This is a genomic window from Ensifer sp. KUDG1 (genome assembly GCF_050434285.1).
Taxonomy (GTDB): Bacteria; Pseudomonadota; Alphaproteobacteria; order Rhizobiales; family Rhizobiaceae; genus Ensifer.
Genome location: NZ_JBNDIG010000001.1, coordinates 427988 through 449510, shown reverse-complemented (window position 1 = coordinate 449510; position 21523 = coordinate 427988). Strand labels below are relative to the sequence as shown.

Sequence of the window (21523 nt, the reverse complement as noted above, 5' to 3'; positions counted from 1 at the left end):
TTCCTCGATCAATAATAGCGGCATGTCAGCGCGTTGCCGGCAGCAGCGCCGAGTGTTGCTCCACCACCAACGGCCCATAGCTGACCGGTGCCTGAACCAATGGTCGAGCCGATCAGGCCGCCGACGATGGCCCCACCAACGGTTCCGGCAATGCAGCCGAATTCGTTGCCGGTCGAACCGCTCTTGGACATATAGGCCGATTGGCACCCTGATAAGGCTAGGGCGCCGGCAAGAATGAGAGTTATGGTCTGCTTGCTCATTTTATCCTCCAATATGGCCGTCTGATTGCAATAGAGATCGGCGGAGGCGCCATTGATTGGCGTCGGATGTAAATAAGCTTCCGAATATGCTCCCGGAATCGGGGAGACTCTTCTGTTCGATCAGAAGCAGCTCGTGGATTAAACATGCAGCCTGGCAACAACAGGGCCCTAAACTGCCGGCGAATACTACGCCCGAGCGCCCGCAATGACAACGGACCACGCAATTTTATGGAATGCACGCGCCAACGTCCCCTCGCCGCCGCCTTCGCCCCCTGAAAATCATCTCCCCCGGCGCGACATCTCACCTTAGATTTTCTAGGGTCTCTCTCGAAATATCGTCATTTGTACCGTCGGGCCGGGCGGTCTAGCTCTTTGCCGTCCTGCTGGGCTCCCCTTGCAGGTCTCCCCTTGCAGGTCTCCATCACCTGACGGGAAAATGGGGTTGGTAAAGCGCCGGCTCGATCCGACACCCCATCTCCGACCGTGGCCGCACGTCCCCCCCAATGCCCGCGCCACCGACAAAACACCTATCGAGAGAGAACACATCGAATGGACAGATTGGCGACAATTAAATTAGGCCTTGCTACTGCAACCCTTGCAGCCCTGGCGTCGAACGCACTCGCCGAAGGCGGCGATCGGGCCCAGATTGCCGCTGCCGTGGACAAGGCAATCCGCCCTGTCATGCACGAACACAAGGTGCCGGGCATCGCCGTCGCGGTGACCGTTGACGGCCAGCGCTACTTCATGAATTACGGCGTCGCTTCCAAGGAAACGAAGGCTCCCGTCACCGAAGATACGTTGTTCGAACTCGGCTCGATCAGCAAGACTTTCGCCTCGACACTGGCGTCCTATGCGCAGGTAACCGGCAAGCTCTCGTTCGACGACCATCCCGGCAAATTCATGCCGGCCCTTGCGGGCACGGCGATTGACAAGGCGACCCTCCTCCATCTCGGCACCTATACCGCCGGCGGGCTGCCGCTGCAGTTCCCCGACGCGGTCAAGAGCGACGCCGACATGGTCGGCTATTTCAGCACGTGGAAGCCGGAAGCCAAGCCCGGCAAGAAGCGTCGCTATTCCAACCCGAGCATCGGCCTCTTCGGCCACACCGCGGCATTGGCGATGGGCGGCGACTTCAGCGCGGTTCTCGAAAGCGAGATCTTTCCCAAGCTCGGGCTGAAGCACAGCTATGTCCGCGTTCCCGACAGCCAGATGGGCAGCTACGCCTGGGGCTACGGCAAGGCCGACAAGCCCATTCGCGTCACCGCCGGCACGTTCGACGCGGAGGCCTATGGGGTGAAGTCGTCGGCGGCAGACATGATCCGCTTCGTCGAGGCCAACATCCGGCCTGAACAGTTGGACGGGCCTATCCGCGAGGCGATCGAAGCCACCCATGTGGGGTATTTCGACAGCGGCAAGATGGTGCAGGGGCTCGGCTGGGAGCAGTACCCCTACCCGGTCTCGCTGGAGCGGCTGCTCGACGGCAATTCGCGCGACATGGCCCTGAAGAGCAACCCGGTCAAGGCATTGAGCCCGCCGAAGCAACCCGACGGTTCGACGCTCTACAACAAGACCGGCTCCACCAACGGTTTCGGCGGCTATGTCGTCTTCGTGCCGGAGAAGAAGATCGGCATCGTGATGCTCGCCAACCGCAACTTCCCCAACCCCGAGCGGATCAAGGCGGCCCACGCGATCCTGAAGGCGTTGGAAGCGACGGCGAAGTAGCGGCGGGGTTTTCCCACGGCTAAATCCTCGTGTCGCGGCAAGCCCGCGGCGCGGGAATCGACATTCACCAACAACTCTGTAGCGAAACGTCAATCAGCGCCCGCTTGCATATTCGCGCCGAGTATTGTCATCTGCGCTTCGCGAAAGCGCTATTAGTTGCAGTCGAGTTCAGGCGTATGTGGGGATGCCGATGTTCGAGTGGGTGGGATTTCAGGATTCACAACAGCAGGGGCGTGCAGGCAGGGGACGAACGATATTCGTGCTGGCCGGCTTGGCGCTGCTCGCCGGCTGCGGCGGCCATGCCAAGGGCGTGATGGCGCCCGTCGCGCTGACCGCGCCGGTTCCAGGCGCCTCCACCGTCGACATGCTTGTGGCGACCACGCGCGAACCCTCGGGCGATCCGGCGACACTCTTTTCCGGCGAGCGCGACGCCAACACCTTCCTTACCGATGTCGCGGTTTCGATCCCGCCGGAAACGGCACGCAAGTCGGGCACGGTACAATGGCCGAAGAAGCTGCCACCGGATCCGGCCAAGGAATTCGCCGTCACGCGGGTCAATGAACTCAGGTCGCTCGACGAGGCCAAATCCTGGTTCGTGCAGCACGATGTCGGCGGCAATGCCTTCGTCTTCGTGCATGGCTTCAACAACCGCTATGAGGACTCAGTCTACAGGCTTGCGCAGATCGTCCATGACTCGGACGTCCAGGCAACGCCGGTCCTCTTCACCTGGCCTTCGCGCGCCAATGTGTTCGACTACAACTACGACAAGGAAAGCACGAATTATTCGCGCACGGCGCTTGAAGACATTCTGAAAAAGCTCTCCGATGCGCCGAAGGTCAAGAGCATAACCATCCTCGCCCACTCCATGGGCACCTGGCTGACGATGGAGTCGCTCAGGCAAATGGGCATTCGCGACGGCAACGTGCCGTCGAAGATCGAAAACGTCATCCTCGCCTCACCCGACATCGACCTCGACGTCTTTGCCAAGCAGTTTGTCGAGATGGGCAAGAAACGGCCGAAGTTCACGATCTTCGTTTCGCAGGACGACCGTGCGCTGGCGCTTTCGAGCTTCATCTCGGGCGACGTCTCTCGCCTCGGCGCCATCGACCCGTCGGCAGAGCCCTACCGCAGCCAGCTGGAAAAGGCCGGCATCACCGCCATCGACCTGACGAAGGTTAAGTCCGAGGACGGCCTGCACCACGGAAAGTTTGCGGAAAGCCCCGAGATCGTCCAGCTCATCGGCACGCGGCTTGCCACCGGCCAGACGCTGACCGACTCCGACATCTCGGTCGGAACCGGCATTGCCGCAGTCGTCGCCGGCACGGCGAGAAACGTCGGCAACGTCGCGGCCGTGACGGTCTCGGCGCCTGTGTCGATCCTCGAAAACCCGCAGCCGGCAAAGAAGAAGAAGGTGGTCGTCGGAGACACGCTCGCGACCGACATGCCGACGCCGGTGAAGATCAAGTAAGGGTCTCAGTGGCCGTTGGCGGCAACCGCCGTTAACCGTCGTCGCCGACGAAGCGGTAGCCGACGCCGGGCTCGGTGCGGATGATCTTCGGGTCGGCCGGATCGCGCTCGATCTTGCCGCGCAACTGGCCGATGAAGACCCGGAGGTAATGCAGGTCCTCGCCATGAGCCACACCCCAGACCGAGGTGAGCAAGGTCTTGTGGGTCACGACGCGGCCGGCATGATGCGCCAGCATCACCAGGAGGTCGTATTCCTTCGGCGTCAACCGCACCGGCTCGCCGTCCTTGGTCACCACGCGCTTGATCGTGTCGATCGCCACGCCATCGGCCGACAGCTGCGTCTGGCCGCCTTCCATCTGCACCCGGTGGCGAAGGGCCGCGCGGATGCGGGCGGTCAGTTCGCCGATGCCGAAAGGCTTTTCGATGTAATCGTCGGCGCCGAGATCGAGAGCTGCGATCTTTTCGCTTTCCCGGTCGCGGGCCGACAGGATGATGATCGGCACCTGCGACCAGCCGCGCAAGTTGGCGATGACCTCCTTGCCGTCCATGTCCGGCAGGCCGAGATCGAGGATGACGACATCCGGCGCCATCGTCGCGGCTGCCTTCAGCGCCTCGGCCCCGGTTATCGCCTCGCGAACATCATAGCCGGCGGCACTCAGCGCGGGTTTCAGGAAACGCTGGATCTGGGGTTCGTCGTCGACGACGAGGATACGCTCCACGCTCATGCACGGTCCTTTTCGGAAATTTCAGCCTTGGCGGCGGGAAAGCGCATGGAGATGCGCGTGCCGCGGCGGCGAAGCGCCGGGCTTTCCGCCTTGATCTGTCCGCCCATCGCCTCGACGAAGCCCCTGGCGATCGACAGTCCCAGCCCCGTTCCCGGCGTGCGGCCGTCGGCCTTGCCGCGGCGGAAGAATTTCTCGAAGACCTGCTCGAGATCCCGCGGCGGAATGCCCTTGCCGAGATCGGTTACCGACAGCACGATCTCGCTGCCTTCGGTACGGGCATAGATGCTGATCGGCTCGTCGCCGCCATACTTGTTGGCATTGTCGAGCAGGTTGAACAGCACCTGGCCGAGCAGCACGCTGTCGCCCCGCATCAAGGGCAGGTCGGCTGCAATGCTGGTCTCGATCTCGCGGTCCGGGAAATACTTTCGGGCGCGATCGACGGCGGCCCGCACGACGTCGGCGACATCGACCCAATCGCGCTTGGCGTTGACGGTGCCGGCCTCGATGCGGGTCATGTCGAGCAGGTTGGCGACGAAGCGCGTCAGCCGGCCGCCCTCCTCCTCGATCGACTGCAACAGGTCGTCGCGGCTTTCCGGCGGCATACGGTCGCCGAGCTGGCGCAGGCTGGTGACGGCACCGGTGATGGTTGCAAGCGGGGTTCTCAGGTCATGCGAGATGGATGAGAGAAGAGCAGCGCGGAACCGTTCGCCTTCGAGCTTGGCGGCTTGGTCGAGGCTTTCGCGCGACAGGCGCGCCCGGTCGACCGCGATCGCCGTCTGGTCCAGGATCGCCGCCAGTGCCCGCTCTTCGTTGATCTCCAGTGGCTTGTCCGCCTGGACGAAGCCACAGACGCCGACAACGCCATGCGGGCTTGTCAGCGGACGGAAGTGGAAAGGGCTGTTCGGCAACGTGCCGGTGCCATTGCCGGCCGGCTCGCGTTTGTCCATCGCCCAACGCGCCGCCATGATGTCCGTGACGTCGAGTTCGGTGTCCGGAGGCCAGGCTGCCTTCAGCTGCAGGTCGCCTTCCTCGGGCAACAAAAGGGCGGCGCTGCGTTTCAGCGTCGACTGCATCTGCGTGACCGCGGCCCAAAGCACGTCGTCCGGCTTGGCCGTGCCGGAAAGCTTGCGGGAAAAATCATAAAGCGCCTGGGTCGCGGCGGCACGCTGCCGCGCTGCCTTGGCCTGTTCGCGCACGCGGGAGGCGAGGCTGCCCGCGAGTGCCGCGGCGACCAGGAAGACAACGAGCGCGAAAACCTCGTGCGGCTCGGCGATGGTGAAGGTGCCGGTCGGCTTGATGAAAAAGAAATTGTAGGCGAGCACCGAAAACAGCGCTGCGGCGATCGCCGCGATATGGCCGGCATAGGTCGCGGATGCCAGCACCGCGAGCAGATAAAGCAGCGAGATATTGGGCAGGACGACGAAACGGCCGAGCAGCAGGCCGACACCGGTCGAGATGGCGACCGATCCGGCAGCGATGCCGATCGCCCGCCCACTTCCCGGCGGCAGCGTCCTCTTCCTCTTTGATCGCCGCTTGACGGGCGTCGTCTCGCGGTCAGTAACGAGGTAGATGCCGATGCCGGACACGCGCTCGGCCAGGGCGTCGGGAAGCGATTGCCGGAAGAACCGCATCGGGAAGGATTGGCGGCGCGCGCCGATGACGATCTGCGTCGCGTGTTCGCGGCGCGCGAGCTTCAGGATTTCCTCGACGAAATCATTGCCGACGATGCGGCGGGTTTCGGCGCCGAGCTGTTCGGCAAGACGGAAGGTTTCGTCGAGCCGGCGCACGTCCTCGCCGTCGCCGCTCTCGCGGTCGGCGCGCTCGATGAAGACGACGATCCACGGTGCGTTCAAGCCCTCGGCAAGCCGGCTTGCGGTACGCACGACCTTTTCCGACAGCGGATCGGGGCCGATGCAGACGAGCAGGCGCTCTCCGCTCGCCCAGATGCCTTCGATCGCGTTCTGCTTGAGGTAGTCGACCATCTGGTCGTCGACCCGGTCGGCTGTACGCCGAAGCGCGAGTTCGCGCAGCGCCGTCAGGTTGCCGAGGCGGAAGAAGCGATCGACGGCGCGCTTGGCGCTATCGGGCAGATAGACCTTGCCGTCCTTCAGGCGCTCGATCAACTCGGCCGGCGGCAGATCGACAAGCAGCACCTCGTCGGCCCGCTTCAGCACGGTATCCGGGACCCGCTCGCGCACGGGAACACCGGTAATCTGGGCGACGATGTCCGAGAGGCTCTCGAGATGCTGGATGTTGAGCGCGGTCCAGACATCGATGCCGGCAGCGATCAGTTCCTCGATGTCCTGGTAGCGCTTGGGGTGCCGGCTTTCGGCCGGGTTGCTATGGGCCAGTTCGTCGACGACGATGATCCTTGGACGCCGCGCAAGGGCGGCGTCCAGGTCGAACTCCGACAGCACGCGGCCGCGATGGTTCACATCGCGGCGCGGCAGTATTTCCAATCCATCGATGAGCGCTGCGGTCTCGCTGCGCCCATGCGTCTCCACCAGCCCGACGACGATATCGATGCCGTCGTCCTTCAGTCGGCGGGCCCGAGACAACATCGCAAAGGTCTTGCCGACGCCGGGAGCGGCACCGAGGAATACGGTCAGCTTTCCCCGGCGGTCCTGCGCGGCAAGCGCCAGCAATGCGTCTGGATCCGGGCGACTTTTGGCGTCGCGTTCACTGTCGGGCATTCATGATCTCAGGCGTGAGGAATCAGGTTCGGGGCGCATCAAGGGCGAGGTTCAGTTCTAGCACATTGACGCGCGGCTCGCCTACGACCCCGAACAGCCGTTCCTCCGTCGCCCTGGAAACCAGGCCGGCAACGTCCGCTTCGCTCAGACCCCGCGCCTTGGCGACGCGGGCAACCTGGGCTTCGGCAAAGGCCGGCGTGATGTGCGGGTCGAGACCGGAGCCTGACGTGGTCGCCGCATCCGCCGGAATTTCACCGTTGACGCCGGCCGCCTTCAGCCGCTCGACATCGGCTGCAACGCGGTCCTTCAGCTTGACCGAGGTGGTGCCGAGGTTGGAGCCGCTCGAAGCGCCGGCGTTGTAGGCTTCCGGACCGGTCGCGGAGGGCCGCGGCCAGAAATATTTGTCGGAGGTGAAGTTCTGGCCGATGAGGGTGGAGCCGATGAGGGTGCCGTCCTTTTCGATGAGGCTGCCATTTGCCTGGGCGGGCATCAGCACCTGCGAGGCGCCGGTGATGGCGAAGGGATAGGCAAGGCCGGTGATCGCAGTCAAAAGCACGATCATCACGATGGCGGGGCGAAGTTGGTTCAGCATGGTTACACCAGATTGAGTGCGTTGACGGCAAGGTCGACGAGCTTGATGCCGGCGAAGGGCAGGACGATGCCGCCGAGGCCGTAGACGAGCAGGTTGCGGCGCAGAAGGGCTGCCGCACCGACCGGCCGGTACTTGACGCCCTTCAGCGCCAGCGGGATCAGCGCGACGATGATGAGCGCGTTGAAGATCACCGCCGACAGGATCGCCGATTGCGGCGAGGCGAGGCCCATGACGTTGAGCGCGGCCAGGGCAGGATAGGTGGTGATGAACAGCGCCGGGATGATGGCGAAGTACTTCGCCACGTCGTTGGCGATCGAAAAGGTCGTCAACGACCCGCGGGTCATCAGCAACTGCTTGCCGATCTCAACGATCTCGATGAGCTTCGTCGGACTGGAATCGAGGTCCACCATGTTGGCGGCCTCGCGGGCAGCCTGCGTCCCGGTCTGCATGGCGACGCCGACATCGGCCTGGGCGAGCGCCGGCGCGTCGTTGGTACCGTCGCCGCACATGGCGATGAGACGACCGCCCTGCTGTTCCTTGCGGATGTAGCCAAGCTTGTCCTCGGGGGTGGCTTCGGCGAGGAAGTCGTCGACGCCCGCTTCGGACGCGATGGCTGCCGCAGTTACCGGGTTGTCGCCGGTGACCATGACCGTGCGGATGCCCATGGCGCGAAGGGCGGCGAAGCGTTCCTTGATGCCGGGCTTGACCACATCCTTCAGGTGGATGACGCCGAGCAGGCGTGGACCGTCGGCGACGGCAAGCGGGGTGCCGCCGGTGCGGGCCACCTGGTCGACGGCGCGGCGAAACTCGTTCGGCACGTTCTCGTCGCGGATGCCGGTGAACTTCAGGATCGAGTCGACGGCACCCTTGCGCAGCCGGCGACCGCCGAAGTCGACGCCAGAAAGCCTCGTTTCTGCAGCGAAGGGAATGACCGCGTCGATCCGCGTCGCACCGGCCCGACTTGCGCCGCCGCCGACGGCGAGCGCCAGGACCTCGCCCTTGTCGGACGCGGGCAGCGACACATCTGGCGTCTGGCGGCCAAATTCACCAGTGGCGAGCGCTGCGATCGAGCGCCCCTCCGGCGTTTCGTCGGCAAGGCTCGCAAGCAGTGCGGCATCGGCAAGCTCGGCCTCGGTAACGCCCGGCACCGGCATGAAGTCGGCGGCCATGCGGTTGCCGAAGGTGATGGTGCCGGTCTTGTCGAGCAGCAGCGTATCGACGTCGCCGGCGGCCTCGACAGCGCGGCCGGAGGTGGCGATGACGTTGAAGCGGACCAGACGGTCCATGCCGGCGATGCCGATCGCCGAAAGCAGGCCACCGATGGTGGTCGGGATCAGCGTTACGAGCAGGGCGGCCAGCACGGTGACCGAGAGAACGGTACCGGAATAACCGGCAAGGCCCCAGAGCGTGACGACGGCGACGAGGAAGATCAGCGTCAGGCCCGAAAGCAGGATCGAAAGGGCGATCTCGTTCGGGGTCTTCTGGCGCTGGGCACCCTCGATCAGAGCGATCATGCGGTCGACGAAGGTGTCGCCGGGGGCGACGCCGATGCGGACCTTGATCCAGTCGGACAGCACCTGCGTGCCGCCGGTGACGGCCGAGCGGTCGCCACCGGATTCGCGGATGACGGGGGCCGACTCACCGGTGATGGCGCTCTCGTTGACGGAAGCGACGCCTTCGACGACTTCACCGTCGCCGGGGATCAGGTCGCCGGCCTCGACAAGCACGAGGTCGCCGACCTTGAGCGATGTCGCCGGGATCGTCTGGGTCTCACGGCCTTCGGCGGCGACGAGCTTGCGCGCCGTCAGCTCGGACTTGGTGCGGCGCAGGCTGTCGGCCTGGGCCTTGCCGCGACCTTCGGCGACGGCTTCGGCGAAGGTGGCGAAGAGCACGGTGAACCAGAGCCAGGCAGCGATCTGGCCGGAGAAGAGCGCGCTTCCGCCGCCGGTTACGAGATCACGGACGAAGAGGCCGGTGACGACGGCGGCGACCACTTCGGTGACGAAGATCACCGGATTGCGCACGAGCTGGCGCGGGTCGAGCTTGACGAACGCCGCCTTGATCGCCGGCAGCAGGATCGCCGGGTCCAGAAGACTGGGAGCGATGGGTTTGGAAGACATGTGTCGAATTCCTTTAGAAGGTCTGACCGGCAAGCATCGAGAGATGCTCGACGATGGGACCGAGCGCGAGCGCCGGGAAGAACTGCAGCCCGCCGAGAATGAGGATGATGCCGACGAGCAGGCCGACGAAGAGCGGCGTGTCGGTCGGGAAGGTACCCTTGGAGGCCGGTACGCGGGTCTTGACCGCGATCGAGCCGGCGATCGCCATCACCGGAACGGCATAGGCGAAGCGGCCGAGCAGCATCGCGAACCCAAGCGTCGTGTTGTACCAGGGCGTGTTGCCGGTGAGCCCGCCGAAAGCCGAGCCGTTGTTGCCGGCCGCCGACGTGAAGGCATAGAGGATTTCCGACAGGCCATGCGGACCCGCCGTGCCGATGCTGGCGACGGCAAAGGGCAGCATCGCGGAGACGGCGGCAAAGCCGAGGATCGTTGCCGGCAGGATGAGGACGGCGAACATCGCGTATTTCATCTCGCGGCTTTCGATCTTCTTGCCGAGCAGTTCCGGCGTACGGCCGACCATCAGGCCGGCAACGAAAACGGCGAGGATCGCAAAGACCACCATGCCGTAGAGACCAGAACCGACACCGCCCGGCAGGACTTCGCCAAGCTGCATCAGGAACATCGGCACGAGACCGCCGAGGCCCGTCAGCGAGCCGTGCATGCCGTTGACGCCGCCATCCGACAGGCCCGTCGTGACAGCCGCATAGAGCGCCGTCATCGCCTGGCCGAAGCGAACTTCCTTGCCCTCCATGTTGCCCTGGGCGGCATCGAGGCCAAGGGCGGTCAGGATCGGGTTACCCTGGGCTTCAGCCCAGTAGACGACCGCAACGCCCGAGATCAGCAGGATGCCGGTGACGGCGATGAAGGCCCAGCCCTGGCGGCGGTTGCCGACCATCTGGCCGAAGGTGTAGACGAGCGCCGCCGAGATCGACAGCATCGAGAAAATGTTGAGATAGTTGGAGAAGGCCGTCGGGTTTTCGAACGGATGGGCGGCGTTGACATTGAAGAAGCCACCGCCATTGGTGCCGAGCTGCTTGATCGCTTCCTGGCTTGCGACCGGGCCGACTGAGATCGTCTGCTTGGCGCCTTCGAGCGTGGTTGCGGTGAGATCGGCATGGAAGGTCTGCGGCAGGCCACTCCAGACCATGGCAAGCGCCATGACGACGGCGATCGGCAGGAGCACGTAGAGCGTCGAACGGGTGAGGTCGACCCAGAAATTGCCGACGGTCGAGGCGTTCGAGCGGGCGAAGGCGCGGGTGACAGCAAGCGCCATGGCGATGCCGGTCGCAGCCGAGACGAAATTATGCACCGTGAGCCCGGCCATCTGGCTGAAATGGCTGAGCGTGGTTTCGCCGCCGTAGTTCTGCCAGTTGGTGTTGGTGACGAAGCTGACCGCCGTGTTGAAGGCGAGGTCGGACGGCATGCCCGAGAAATCTTGCGGGTTCATCGGCAGATAGGCCTGCAGCCGGAGGATCGCGTAGAGCGAGACGAAGCCCGCGAGGCTGAAGGCAAGCATCGACATCGTATAGGCGAGCCAGCCCTGCTCCTTCTTCGGATCGACGCCGGAGGCAAGATAAAGACCGCGCTCGACGGGGCCGAGGACGGGCGAAAAAACGTTGCGTTCACCGGAGAAGACCCGCGCCATGTAAAGCCCCAACGGCTTGATGACGATCAGGACGGCGATGAAGAGGAGGCTGATCTGCAGCCACCCGATGATAGACATGAGATTACTCCGCTAAGGGCGGCCGGACGGCGCGACGGCGCCCGGCTGATGCGAACGGCCAACGGGTCCGATCCCGTCGACCGGGTCAGAACCGTTCCGGGCGAACGAGGGTGACGACGAGGTAGGCCGCAAGCGCGACAGCGACGGCAAGACCGAGCAGGGCTTCAAACATGACGCCCTCCTAAAGCCGGCTCAGCGCGCGCGCATAAAGCGCGAACACGACAAAGCCGCCGATGCCGGCGGCAAGAAAAAGAACATCGGACATGCAAATTCTCCGGACTGTTGAGGTCCGAAGTGTGCATCCGCAACGGGTCAATTATCGATTGCGATGGTCGGAAGGCGGCATAAGGAAAAGATAAAGACGCCCGCCAGGGTCCGCTACCGAAGGCGGAATACGATCTCGATAAGCGCGGGATCCGGTCGGTATCGGCCTATCAGCGAGATGCCGAACAGATTAAGGCGACCGCACGTCCGCGACCGCCGGCTTGGCGTGACGCCTAGCCCTTGATGATGTGGTTCACGCTCGTTTCGGTGGGCGCGGTGACTTCGCGCATCCACTCGCGCCAGATGGCAACGAGCAGCGCCATCAGCACCGGGCCGACGAAGAGGCCGAGGAAGCCCATGGTCTTCACGCCGCCGACGAGGCCGAAGAAGGTCGGCAGGAAGGGAAGCTTGATCGGGCCGCCGACGAGGCGCGGGCGCAGTGTCTTGTCGACGATGAAGAGTTCGGTCGTGCCCCAAGTGAACAGCGCCAGGCCGTGAACGGGCGAGCCGCTGGCGACGAGATAGACCGAGACCAGCGTGAAGCAGAGCGGCGCGCCGCCCGGGATCAGCGCCATCAGGCCGGTGATGATGCCAAGCGTGACCGGCGACGGTACGCCGGCAAGCCAGTAGGCAACGCCGAGCACGATGCCCTCGCCGATGGCGATGATGCCCATGCCGGTCACCGTCGAGCTGATCGTCAGCGGCACAACGCGCGACAGTCGTTCCCAGCGCATCGGGAAGATGCGCTCGCCGAGCTTGTCGAGCTGACCGGAGAAGGACTGGCCATCGCGATAGACGAAGAACAGCGTGATCATCATGAACAGCAGCGTCAGGAAGGCATGGAAAGTCGACGCGCCCACGACCAGGACGCCGCGGTAGATATTGCCGATGTTGGAGCCGCTGACGAGTTGGACGAGTTCGCCGAGCGCACCCGGATGGCCGATATGCTTGACCCATTGTTCGCCGAGCCAGGCGCCGGCAACCGGGATACCGGACAGCCAGGCGGGCACCACGGCGCCATTGGCATTGGTCTCGACCGCCCAGACGACCCAGTCGCGCACCTCGTCGACCGCATAGACGGCAGCGATCGAGATCGGCACGACGATGAAGGAAATGACGCAAACGATCGCGATGGTGGCGGCCAGCGTCCGGTTGCCGTTCACACCGGCGAGCAGCCGGCGATATATCGGCCAGCTGGCAAAGCCGATGACGACGGCGGCCAGAACCGGAACGACGAAACCATGGAAGAAGTAGACGCCGGCAAGCAGAACGAAGACCAGCATCCAGCGGGCAGCGGTCATGGGGCCGACAAGGGCATGGCGCGAAATAGCGGTTTGCCCAAGGAGCCGCGGCTCCACGGCAAAATTCTCTCGTTCACGATTGCCCAATTGCACCAATGATCCTCCGTCTTTCGACGACTTTACAACAAACCCGAGGCCTTGCCAGCCTGTCTGGCGCCGCGCGCCGCCCCTTTGCCCCTGCTTTACGGTAGTTTCAGGGCCGTGGTCGACGCTAGCGGCGGGACATGACAGAAAAATTTAGGAGGGTTCAAGAGCCCCTGGCTTTCTTTCGATAAAGCCGGTCATTCCGCCGCAGGTTTTGCAGCCATACGCGCAGGCTGTGCGCGATCGACGAAGACTGAAGCGAGAAAGATGCCGAAGCCGGCGACGCCGAGAACGGCGCCGACGAGACCGGTGGAAGTCCAGCCGTAACCGGCGGCGATCGAAACACCGCCGAGCCAGGCGCCAAGCGCATTGGCGAGATTGAAGGCGGAGTGGCTAAGGGCGGCGGCCAGCGTCTGGGCCTCGCCGGCGACATCCATCAGCCGCGTCTGTACGCCCGGAACGACGGCAAAGCCGCCGCCGATGAAGAGCACGTTGACGATGGCGATCCACGGATTGCCCATGGTGAAATAGAAAAGCACATAGGCGAAGATGTTGAAGGCGATGGCGATGCCGATCGCCGGCATCAGCGCCCAGTCGGCAAGCCTCGCCCCGACGATGTTGCCGAGGATCATGCCGGCGCCGAACACAGAAAGCATGATCGGCACATTACCAAGCGAAACACCCGCGACTTCGGTCAGCGCCGGCGTGATGTAGCTGAAGACGGCGAACATGCCGCCGCAGCCGATGGCGCAGATGCCGAGCATCAGCCAGACCTGCAGCTTGCCGAGCGCGCCCAGTTCGCGAAGCGGCGTCGCCTTCGGGTTGCCCTTGTCCCGCGGCACGTGGGCGAAGGTGAGCACCATGGTCAGGAGGCTGATGGCGCCGACAATGGCAAAGGCGGAGCGCCAGCCGAGCGCCTGGCCGAACCAGGCGACGAGCGGCGTGCCGAAGAGCGTGGCGATGGTCAGCCCCATCATCACCCGGCCCACGGCGCGGGCCCGCTGGTTCGGCGCGGCAAGGCCCGCCGCCACCAGGGCAGCGACGCCGAAATAGGCGCCGTGCGGCAGGCCGGCGAAGAAGCGCGCGGCAATCAGCGTGTAGAAATCCGGAGCGATGGCGCTCGCGAAGTTGCCGACGGCAAAAACCAGCATCAGGACCAGAAGCACCCGGAAGCGCGAGAAGCGAGCGGCAAGCACCGCGATCAGCGGCGCACCGACGACGACGCCGAGTGCATAGGCGCTGATGACAGCGCCGGCCTGGGGTACCGAGACCGATACGTCTTCGGCGACCTGCGGCAGCAGACCCATGATGGCGAATTCGCCGGTACCGATGCCGAAGCCGCCGACGGCGAGCGCCACTTCGGCGGCGGAGACGCGGGCCCGGCGCGGATCGACGGCAGAGGTGAAGGCTTCGTCACACATGGGATCACTCATGGGCAATGGCCAGTGTCGCCGTGCCTTGCGGCCGGAGAAAAATCTGGGGGATATGTCGACGGATGTTGGATTGGACCAACAGGGATATGCTGCAATGCAATACAGGTTTTTCCCGCGGCAGGCAAAGCTTTTGCGGTTCTCGTCATACTTTTTCGCGAGGCTCGCAGGGGCCTGTTAACCGTAAGCTCGGTTGACGTTTACGTCAAAGTTATATAATCCCGAATCTCAGCTTGAAGAGGTGTCGCAAAAGCATCATCTTCATCGGCATGAGAGGATCGGGAGGGATTTTCTCAGGCCGCGATCAGGCCAGCCTGTGGCGACCAGAGGGAGAGAGGTCATGGCGGAAGTCAGCGCACAACAGACGGGTATCAGCCCAGGCAAGATCTGGCTGAAATCCTACCCAGCCGGAATAGCCGGCGAAATTGGCCCCCTGCCCTACAAGTCGATCGGCGAATTCTTCGACCATGCCGTGGCCCGCTATTCGAGCCGCCCGGCCTTCACCTGCATGGGCAAGACGCTCACCTTTGCCGATCTCAACGCCCAGTCCGCGCGGATCGGCGCCTGGCTGCAATCACTCGGCCTTGCCAAGGGCGACCGCGTCGCGGTGATGATGCCGAACATTCTGCAAAATCCGGTGATCGTCTACGGCATCCTCAGAGCCGGCTTCACCGTCGTCAACGTCAACCCGCTCTACACGCCGCGCGAGCTGCAGCACCAGTTGGTCGACTCGGGCGCCAAGGCGATCTTCGTTCTGGAGAATTTCGCCCATACCGTGCAGCAGGTGGTCGACAAGACCTCGGTCAAGCACGTCGTCGTCGCGACCATGGGCGACATGCTCGGCCTCAAGGGTGCGATCGTCAACCTGGTCGTCCGCCGCGTCAAGAAGCTCGTTCCGGCCTGGTCGATCCCTGGACACCTTTCATTCAAGGACGTGCTTGCCAAGGGTGGCCGAGCCAAGCTGACCAAGCCCAATGTCGCCGCCAGCGACGTCGCCTTCCTGCAATATACGGGCGGCACGACCGGCGTTTCGAAGGGCGCGACGCTCACCCATTCGAACCTTTTGTCGAACATGGCGCAGATGGAAATCTGGTTCCAGACGGCGTTCCGCTCGAGGGCCCGGCCGGACAATCTCGTCTTCATGTGCGCGCTGCCGCTTTACCATATCTTCGCGCTGACGGTGAATTCGCTGATGGGCCTTGCCACCGGTGGCAACAACATCCTGATCCCCAATCCGCGTGACATTCCGGGCTTCGTCAAGGAACTCGGCAAGCACAGGACAAACATCTTCCCGGGCCTCAATACGCTGTTCAACGCGCTGATGAACAATGCGGAGTTCCAGAAGCTCGACTTCTCGTCGCTGATGCTGACCTTCGGCGGCGGCATGGCGATCCAGCGCCCGGTCGCCGAACGTTGGAAGCAGATGACCGGCTGCTCGATCGCCGAAGGCTACGGGCTTTCGGAAACCTCGCCGGTGGCAACGGCCAACATCCTCGACGCGACCGAGTTCACCGGCACGATCGGCATGCCGATCCCGTCCACCGACGTCGAGATCCGCGACGACCAAGGCAATACGCTGGCGATCGGCGAAGTCGGCGAAATCTGCATCCGCGGACCGCAGGTGATGGCCGGCTACTGGCAGCGGCCGGACGAGACCGCCAAGGCGATCTCGCCGGATGGCTTCTTCCGCTCGGGCGACATCGGCTTCATGAACGCCGACGGCCTCGTCAAGATCGTCGACCGCAAGAAGGACATGATCCTGGTCTCCGGCTTCAACGTCTTCCCGAACGAGATCGAGGAAGTGGCGATGACCCACCCGGGCATCCTCGAATGCGCGGCGATCGGCATTCCGGACGAGCATTCCGGCGAAGCGGTGAAGCTCTTCGTGGTCAAGAGGGACGCGGCACTGACGGAAGAAGAGGTCAAGCGCCACTGCGCCGCCAACCTCACCAACTACAAGCGCCCGCGTTTCGTCGAATTCCGCACCGAACTGCCGAAGACCAATGTCGGCAAGATCCTGCGCAAGGATTTGCGCGGGTAAACTACTCCAAAATTCAAACGATTTAAAAAATCCTGAAAACCGCCACTTCGGCGGTTTTCCAGTCTTGATTTGGTCCACTTAAAGCGAATAGCTACGCAGGCGATTGTCCGACACCCCTGTCCGACCAAGGAGCCCCGCGATGAAAGCGCTTGTCGACCAACTCAAAGCAACCGCCGCTGAAACCAAAGCAACCGATATCCGCGCGGCGTTTGCCGCCGACGCAGAACGTTTTGCGCGCTTCAGCACCACGCTCGGCGACCTGCTGCTCGACTATTCGAAATGCGCCGTCAACGACAAGGTGCTGGATGGCCTCGAGGCGCTCGCCAAGGCCGCCAAGGTCGAGGAGAAGCGGGACGCCATGTTCCGCGGCGATATCATCAACATCACCGAGGAGCGCGCCGTCCTGCACACGGCGCTACGCAACCGCGGCAACCGCCCGATCCTCGTCGACGGCAAGGACGTGATGCCCGATGTCAACGGCGTGCTTGCCGCCATGGGCGCCTTTGCCGACGGCATCCGCTCGGGCGCGCTGAAAGGTGCGACCGGCAAGAAGATCACCGACGTCGTCAACATCGGCATCGGCGGCTCGGATCTCGGCCCTGTCATGGCGACGTTGGCGCTTGCGCCCTTCCACGACGGCCCGCGCCTGCACTTCGTTTCCAACATCGATGGCGCCCATATCGCCGATACGCTGAAGCTGGTCGATCCGGAAACCTCGCTCTTCATCATCGCCTCGAAGACCTTCACCACCATCGAGACGATGACCAACGCGGCGACCGCCCGCGCCTTCATCGCCGGCAAGCTCGGCGAGGCTGCCGTCGGCCATCACTTCGCTGCCGTTTCGACCGCGCTCGACAAGGTCGCCGCCTTCGGCATCGACCAGGCCCGCGTCTTCGGCTTCTGGGATTGGGTCGGCGGGCGCTACTCGATCTGGTCGGCGATCGGCCTGCCGCTGATGATCGCGGTCGGCAAGGAGAATTTCGGCCGCTTCCTCGATGGCGGCCATGCCATCGACGAGCATTTCCGCACAGCCCCGATCCGTCAGAACATACCGGTTCTGCTCGGGCTCCTCGGCTTCTACCATCGCAACGTGCTCGGCTACCCGTCGCGCGCGATCCTGCCCTACGATCAGCGCCTGTCGCGCTTCCCCGCCTATCTGCAGCAGCTCGACATGGAATCGAACGGCAAGGCCGTGACGCTTGAGAGCACACCGGTTGAGTACTCCACCGGTCCCGTCGTCTGGGGCGAACCCGGCACCAACGGCCAGCACGCCTTCTACCAGCTGATCCACCAGGGAACGGACGTCATTCCGGCCGAGTTCATGATCGCCGCCAACGGCCACGAGAAGAACCTGCGCCACCAGCACGAGCTTTTGATCGCCAATTGCCTGGCCCAGTCGGAAGCGCTGATGAAGGGCCGCACGCTCGCGGAAGCCAAGGCACAGTTGACCGCCAAGGGTATGGCAGACGCCAAGGCCGACAAGATTGCCCCGCACCGCGTCTTCACCGGCAACCGTCCGTCGCTGACGATCGTTTACGACCAGCTCGACCCCTTCGCGCTCGGTCGCCTGATCGCGCTTTACGAGCACCGCGTCTTCGTCGAGGGCGCGCTCTTCAACATCAACTCCTTCGACCAGTGGGGCGTCGAACTCGGCAAGGAACTGGCAACCGGCCTGCTTCCGGTCGTCGAAGGCAAGGAAAGTGCCGAAGGTCACGACTCGTCCACGGCAGGGTTGGTGGCAGCACTGCTGAAGGCGGCCCGTTAAACCAAACGCTGAGCGCGGAGGGTGCAGATCGCGCCTTCCGCGCAGCCTTTCGGCGCACGGGGCCATGGGCCCTGGCAGACGCACAATCAAAGGCAGCAGTATTTCTTAGCCGATTCTTATCGCATTTACCTGTAGTTGTACGCGCAACGGAGAGTGTTGATGCGTATAGCTATCCTTGCGGCCGCACTTTTGGCGACAGGCGCTTCAGGCGCCTATGTCATCTCGAATGATGAAAAGACGCCTTTTGCCGCGACCTATGTTTCCCTCTTCGAAGAGAGCCCCGATCTCGTTCAGTCCCACGTCGAACGGGCGATGGAGGAATGCCCACTGACGAGCATGCAGTTCCGCCACAGTACGCAACCGGTCAAAACACTGGCGGCGCGGACATTCACGCGGTCAATGCTGCTGACGGCAAAGGACACGCCACCGGAAGAGGCCTCTCGCGAAATGATCCCTTGGATCATGGCGAACGCGGAGCAGCTCAATTCGGATGAGCAAGCGAGATATCTCGAACTCATCCGTCAGATGAACAAGATCGACTCTATGCTCCGCATCATGTCTTCGATCCAGGACTCTGCAAAATTCAGGTTCGATGCCGCTGCAGCGGCCTGGGCAATCCGCTCCTAGGGCGTGCCTCCCTTGCGCCTGAGAGGGCGAGGCCGCCCGTGCTCGTTCAGCCTCGTCACAAACCAAGATCACAATTGACGGCAATTATTTATTGTTTTACGATAAAAATACAAGCAAAACGATAAAGGATTTTTTATGACGAACTCCGCCGAGAGGCTGCGCAAGCTCAGCCGCTTGATGAAACTCATGATCATTTTGTGCGGAGCGTTGTTCTGTTCGGCGGTCGTCTACACCCATTGGCAGATCTTCTTCGACCGGCAAGGCTTCGAACAGGGCGTTCGCGACATCGTCTTCCCCCGTGTCGAGGTGATCACGCTGTCCTATCGCGCCATCGGGACCGTCGTCTTACTGGCCGCGCTCAACAACGCGCTCGTCATTGCCGGCCTGGCATTCGCCTGGCAGCTTTTCGACAGCTTCCAGCGCGGCGAGATCCTGTCCGGCCGCAATGGCGTGCTGTTGCGGCGGGTGGGCCTCACCGCCCTTTTCGGTTCGCTGTGCATGACCGTCAGCAATGGGATCGGCATATTGGCCGTCACCTACGACAACCCGGGTACCACGGGGCATGCGGTGATGTTCGACATCAATGGCGGCACGATGATCGTGCTATTGATGGCGGGCCTGGTGGTCGGACTGGGCCACGTCATGGTCATCGCGTCGGGGATCGAAGCGGAGAACAGGAGCTTCGTCTAAAGCATGCCGATCGTCGTCAATCTCGATGTGATGCTGGCGAAACGCAAGGTTCGCTCACGCGACCTTGCCGAGCAGGTGGGGATCACCGAGCAGAACATCTCGCTGCTGAAATCCGGAAAAGTGAAGGGCGTGCGCTTCGACACGCTGGAAAAGATCTGCGCAGCCCTCGACTGCCAGCCGGGCGATATCCTGGAGTACCGCCCGGACCCGGACTGACGATCAAAGGCCGATCTCGTGCCTCCACGGCGGGTTGGCGCCGGCGCGCGAGACGGTGACGGCTGCCGCCTTGGCGCCGAGCGCCAGCGCATTGCGGACGGCGGTCTCAGTGAGATCTGCAACATCCGCCTTGCTCAGGAGGTCGGCCAGCTTCAGCGATGCCAGCACGCCGGCATCGAACGTGTCGCCGGCGCCAACGGTATCGACCACGGTCACCCGCTCACCGGCAACTTCGACCTTGTGGCGGGCGGTGTAGCCGACGGCACCATCGGCGCCCTTGGTGATCAGCACCAGCTTCGGGCCGCGTCTCAGCCATTCGGCGGCTAGATCGTCGTGGCTTCCCTCCATGCCGAACCAGGCAAGATCCTCGTCGGAGAACTTGATGATATCCGACATCGCCGCCATGCGGTTCATGCGGGCGAGGTGCGCTTCCCTGTCCTTGATGAAGCCGGGCCGGATGTTCGGATCGAAGGAAATCACCCGCTTCTCATGCTCGCGCGTCATCAGCGCTTCATAGGTCGAGCCGCAGGGCTCAGGGATCAGGCTGATCGCGCCGAAGTGCAGCGCCTCGCAGAAGTCGCCAAGCGCCGGCAGGTGCTCTGACGTGATCATGCGCCCGGCAGTGTTTTCGTCGAAGAAGGCGTAGCTTGCGTGGCCGTTGACCAGCTTGACGAAGGCGAGCGTCGTGTGCAGCGGCAGCGTCGCGCAGGGACCGAAATCGACATTGGCCGCCTTCAGCGTTTCGCGCAGGATATCGCCGAACATGTCGTCGGAGAGGCCGGTAAAGAAGCCGGTCTGGATGCCGAGACGGCCAAGGGCGATCGCCGTGTTGAAGATTGCGCCGCCGGCATAGGGCGCAAAGGCGCTCTCGCCCGCGGTCGTGTTCCGCGGCAGCATGTCGATCAGCGCTTCTCCGCAGCATACGATCATCGGCTTATCCTCCTCGACAGATTTTCAATCGATTTAAAAAGTGTAGCTCAAGACGCTGCGCGGCCCCGGTAGAACCGGGGCCGCGCCAAAGATTACGCCAGGGCGCTGACGCCGCCGTTGCGGCCCGACCAGGCGAGCGGCGCATTGAGGAAGGCCTCGACCTCACCGAGCGTTTTTTCGTCGAACAGCTTCTGCTCGCGGGCGACCGCAAGCACGTTGCGCCAGGTGGCGATCCAGTGCAGGTCGACGCCCTTGCCCTTCATCTCGCCGACCGCTTCCGGGAAGATGTCGTAGTAGAAGAGTGCGATGCCATGGTCGACGATGCCGCCGGCCGCACGAATGGCGTCGATGAACTTGAACATCGAGCCGCCAGCGGTCGTCAGGTCCTCGATGACGAGGACGCGGGCGCCTTCCGGCATATGGCCCTCGATCTGGGCGTTGCGGCCGTGGCCCTTGGGCGCCTTGCGCACATAGATCATCGGCAGGCCAAGACGTTCGGCAAGCATCGCGGCGAAGGGAATGCCGGCGGTTTCGCCGCCTGCAACCACGTCGAACTTCTCAAAACCGGCTTCGCGCAGGATCGATGCGGCGGCAAAATCCATCACCGCCGAGCGGATGCGCGGATAGGAAATCAGCTTGCGGCAGTCGATATAGACAGGGCTCGCCATGCCGGACGACAGCTTGTAGGGCTTGTCGGCGCTGAAATGCACCGCCTTGATCTCCCAGAGCATCTTGGCGACCAGCTCGGCCATGACGGCCTTGTCGGTGAACGCGTTGGAAAACATCAAACTCTCCTTCAATTCTCTGCAGCGCCGCGCGTCTGTTCAGCCGCGCAAAGGTCGCTGTAACATCTTCAACTGCTGCATAATTTTG

At 63.4% G+C, this 21523-nt stretch carries 18 protein-coding genes; 7 read left to right on the top strand and 11 right to left on the bottom strand.

Annotation, left to right across the window (positions count from 1 at the left end; all coding sequences use genetic code 11):
* Positions 1 to 8: 8 nt before the first annotated feature.
* Complete coding sequence (locus M2267_RS02280; protein WP_043618828.1) at positions 9 to 260, bottom strand: glycine zipper 2TM domain-containing protein; 252 nt, start codon at positions 258 to 260, stop codon at positions 9 to 11.
* A gap of 549 nt (positions 261 to 809) precedes the next feature.
* Between M2267_RS02280 and ampC the strand changes: the two genes are divergently transcribed.
* Positions 810 to 1982, top strand: coding sequence for a class C beta-lactamase (gene ampC / locus M2267_RS02275; RefSeq protein WP_043618831.1), 1173 nt, complete (start codon positions 810 to 812; stop codon positions 1980 to 1982).
* A 313-nt stretch (positions 1983 to 2295) separates the two neighbouring features.
* Complete coding sequence (locus M2267_RS02270; protein ID WP_429113028.1) at positions 2296 to 3450, top strand: alpha/beta hydrolase; 1155 nt, start codon at positions 2296 to 2298, stop codon at positions 3448 to 3450.
* Positions 3451 to 3481: 31 nt separating this feature from the next.
* Here the strand turns inward: M2267_RS02270 and M2267_RS02265 are convergent, their stop codons facing one another.
* The 8 genes from M2267_RS02265 to M2267_RS02230 all read right to left on the bottom strand — a co-directional run bounded on the left by M2267_RS02265 (position 3482) and on the right by M2267_RS02230 (position 14384).
* Positions 3482 to 4174, bottom strand: coding sequence for a response regulator (locus M2267_RS02265; protein ID WP_429112228.1), 693 nt, complete (start codon positions 4172 to 4174; stop codon positions 3482 to 3484).
* Positions 4171 to 6867, bottom strand: a complete 2697-nt coding sequence (locus M2267_RS02260) for a DUF4118 domain-containing protein (RefSeq protein WP_429112226.1) — start codon at positions 6865 to 6867, stop codon at positions 4171 to 4173. Before M2267_RS02260 ends, M2267_RS02265 begins: the two co-directional genes overlap by 4 nt.
* A gap of 22 nt (positions 6868 to 6889) precedes the next feature.
* Positions 6890 to 7459: a potassium-transporting ATPase subunit KdpC gene (kdpC, locus tag M2267_RS02255; protein WP_043618840.1), complete on the bottom strand. Its 570-nt coding sequence runs from the start codon at positions 7457 to 7459 to the stop codon at positions 6890 to 6892.
* A gap of 2 nt (positions 7460 to 7461) precedes the next feature.
* Positions 7462 to 9579 carry a potassium-transporting ATPase subunit KdpB gene (kdpB, locus tag M2267_RS02250; RefSeq protein WP_429112224.1) on the bottom strand — a complete coding sequence of 706 codons (2118 nt, stop codon included), beginning with the start codon at positions 9577 to 9579 and terminating at the stop codon, positions 7462 to 7464.
* Between the two features lie 13 nt (positions 9580 to 9592).
* Positions 9593 to 11302: a potassium-transporting ATPase subunit KdpA gene (kdpA, locus tag M2267_RS02245; protein WP_429112223.1), complete on the bottom strand. Its 1710-nt coding sequence runs from the start codon at positions 11300 to 11302 to the stop codon at positions 9593 to 9595.
* An 85-nt stretch (positions 11303 to 11387) separates the two neighbouring features.
* Positions 11388 to 11474 (bottom strand): K(+)-transporting ATPase subunit F, encoded by an 87-nt coding sequence (gene kdpF / locus M2267_RS02240; RefSeq protein WP_043618850.1) that lies wholly within the window; start codon positions 11472 to 11474, stop codon positions 11388 to 11390.
* A 325-nt stretch (positions 11475 to 11799) separates the two neighbouring features.
* Positions 11800 to 12960: an AI-2E family transporter gene (locus tag M2267_RS02235; protein ID WP_043618916.1), complete on the bottom strand. Its 1161-nt coding sequence runs from the start codon at positions 12958 to 12960 to the stop codon at positions 11800 to 11802.
* A 188-nt stretch (positions 12961 to 13148) separates the two neighbouring features.
* The gene (locus tag M2267_RS02230) at positions 13149 to 14384 is read right to left on the bottom strand and encodes an MFS transporter (RefSeq protein WP_429112221.1); all 1236 of its coding nucleotides are present in this window, start codon (positions 14382 to 14384) and stop codon (positions 13149 to 13151) included.
* A 337-nt stretch (positions 14385 to 14721) separates the two neighbouring features.
* Between M2267_RS02230 and M2267_RS02225 the strand changes: the two genes are divergently transcribed.
* The 5 genes from M2267_RS02225 to M2267_RS02205 all read left to right on the top strand — a co-directional run bounded on the left by M2267_RS02225 (position 14722) and on the right by M2267_RS02205 (position 19720).
* The gene (locus tag M2267_RS02225) at positions 14722 to 16422 is read left to right on the top strand and encodes a long-chain fatty acid--CoA ligase (protein ID WP_429112219.1); all 1701 of its coding nucleotides are present in this window, start codon (positions 14722 to 14724) and stop codon (positions 16420 to 16422) included.
* Between the two features lie 139 nt (positions 16423 to 16561).
* The gene (pgi, locus tag M2267_RS02220; RefSeq protein ID WP_429112217.1) at positions 16562 to 18187 is read left to right on the top strand and encodes a glucose-6-phosphate isomerase; all 1626 of its coding nucleotides are present in this window, start codon (positions 16562 to 16564) and stop codon (positions 18185 to 18187) included.
* A gap of 153 nt (positions 18188 to 18340) precedes the next feature.
* Entirely contained in the window at positions 18341 to 18814 is a 474-nt protein-coding gene (locus tag M2267_RS02215; RefSeq protein WP_429112215.1) for a hypothetical protein, read from the top strand.
* A 135-nt stretch (positions 18815 to 18949) separates the two neighbouring features.
* Complete coding sequence (locus M2267_RS02210; RefSeq protein ID WP_429112213.1) at positions 18950 to 19504, top strand: DUF2975 domain-containing protein; 555 nt, start codon at positions 18950 to 18952, stop codon at positions 19502 to 19504.
* 3 nt (positions 19505 to 19507) lie between these two features.
* Positions 19508 to 19720, top strand: a complete 213-nt coding sequence (locus M2267_RS02205) for a helix-turn-helix domain-containing protein (protein ID WP_034797229.1) — start codon at positions 19508 to 19510, stop codon at positions 19718 to 19720.
* Between the two features lie 3 nt (positions 19721 to 19723).
* Here M2267_RS02205 and M2267_RS02200 read toward each other — a convergent pair whose 3' ends face one another.
* Both M2267_RS02200 and M2267_RS02195 read right to left on the bottom strand, forming a co-directional pair.
* A complete protein-coding gene (locus M2267_RS02200; RefSeq protein ID WP_429112210.1) occupies positions 19724 to 20650 on the bottom strand; it encodes a carbohydrate kinase family protein in 927 nt (308 codons plus the stop codon).
* A gap of 92 nt (positions 20651 to 20742) precedes the next feature.
* Positions 20743 to 21435: an orotate phosphoribosyltransferase gene (locus tag M2267_RS02195; protein ID WP_043618867.1), complete on the bottom strand. Its 693-nt coding sequence runs from the start codon at positions 21433 to 21435 to the stop codon at positions 20743 to 20745.
* Between the last annotated feature and the right edge of the window lie 88 nt (positions 21436 to 21523).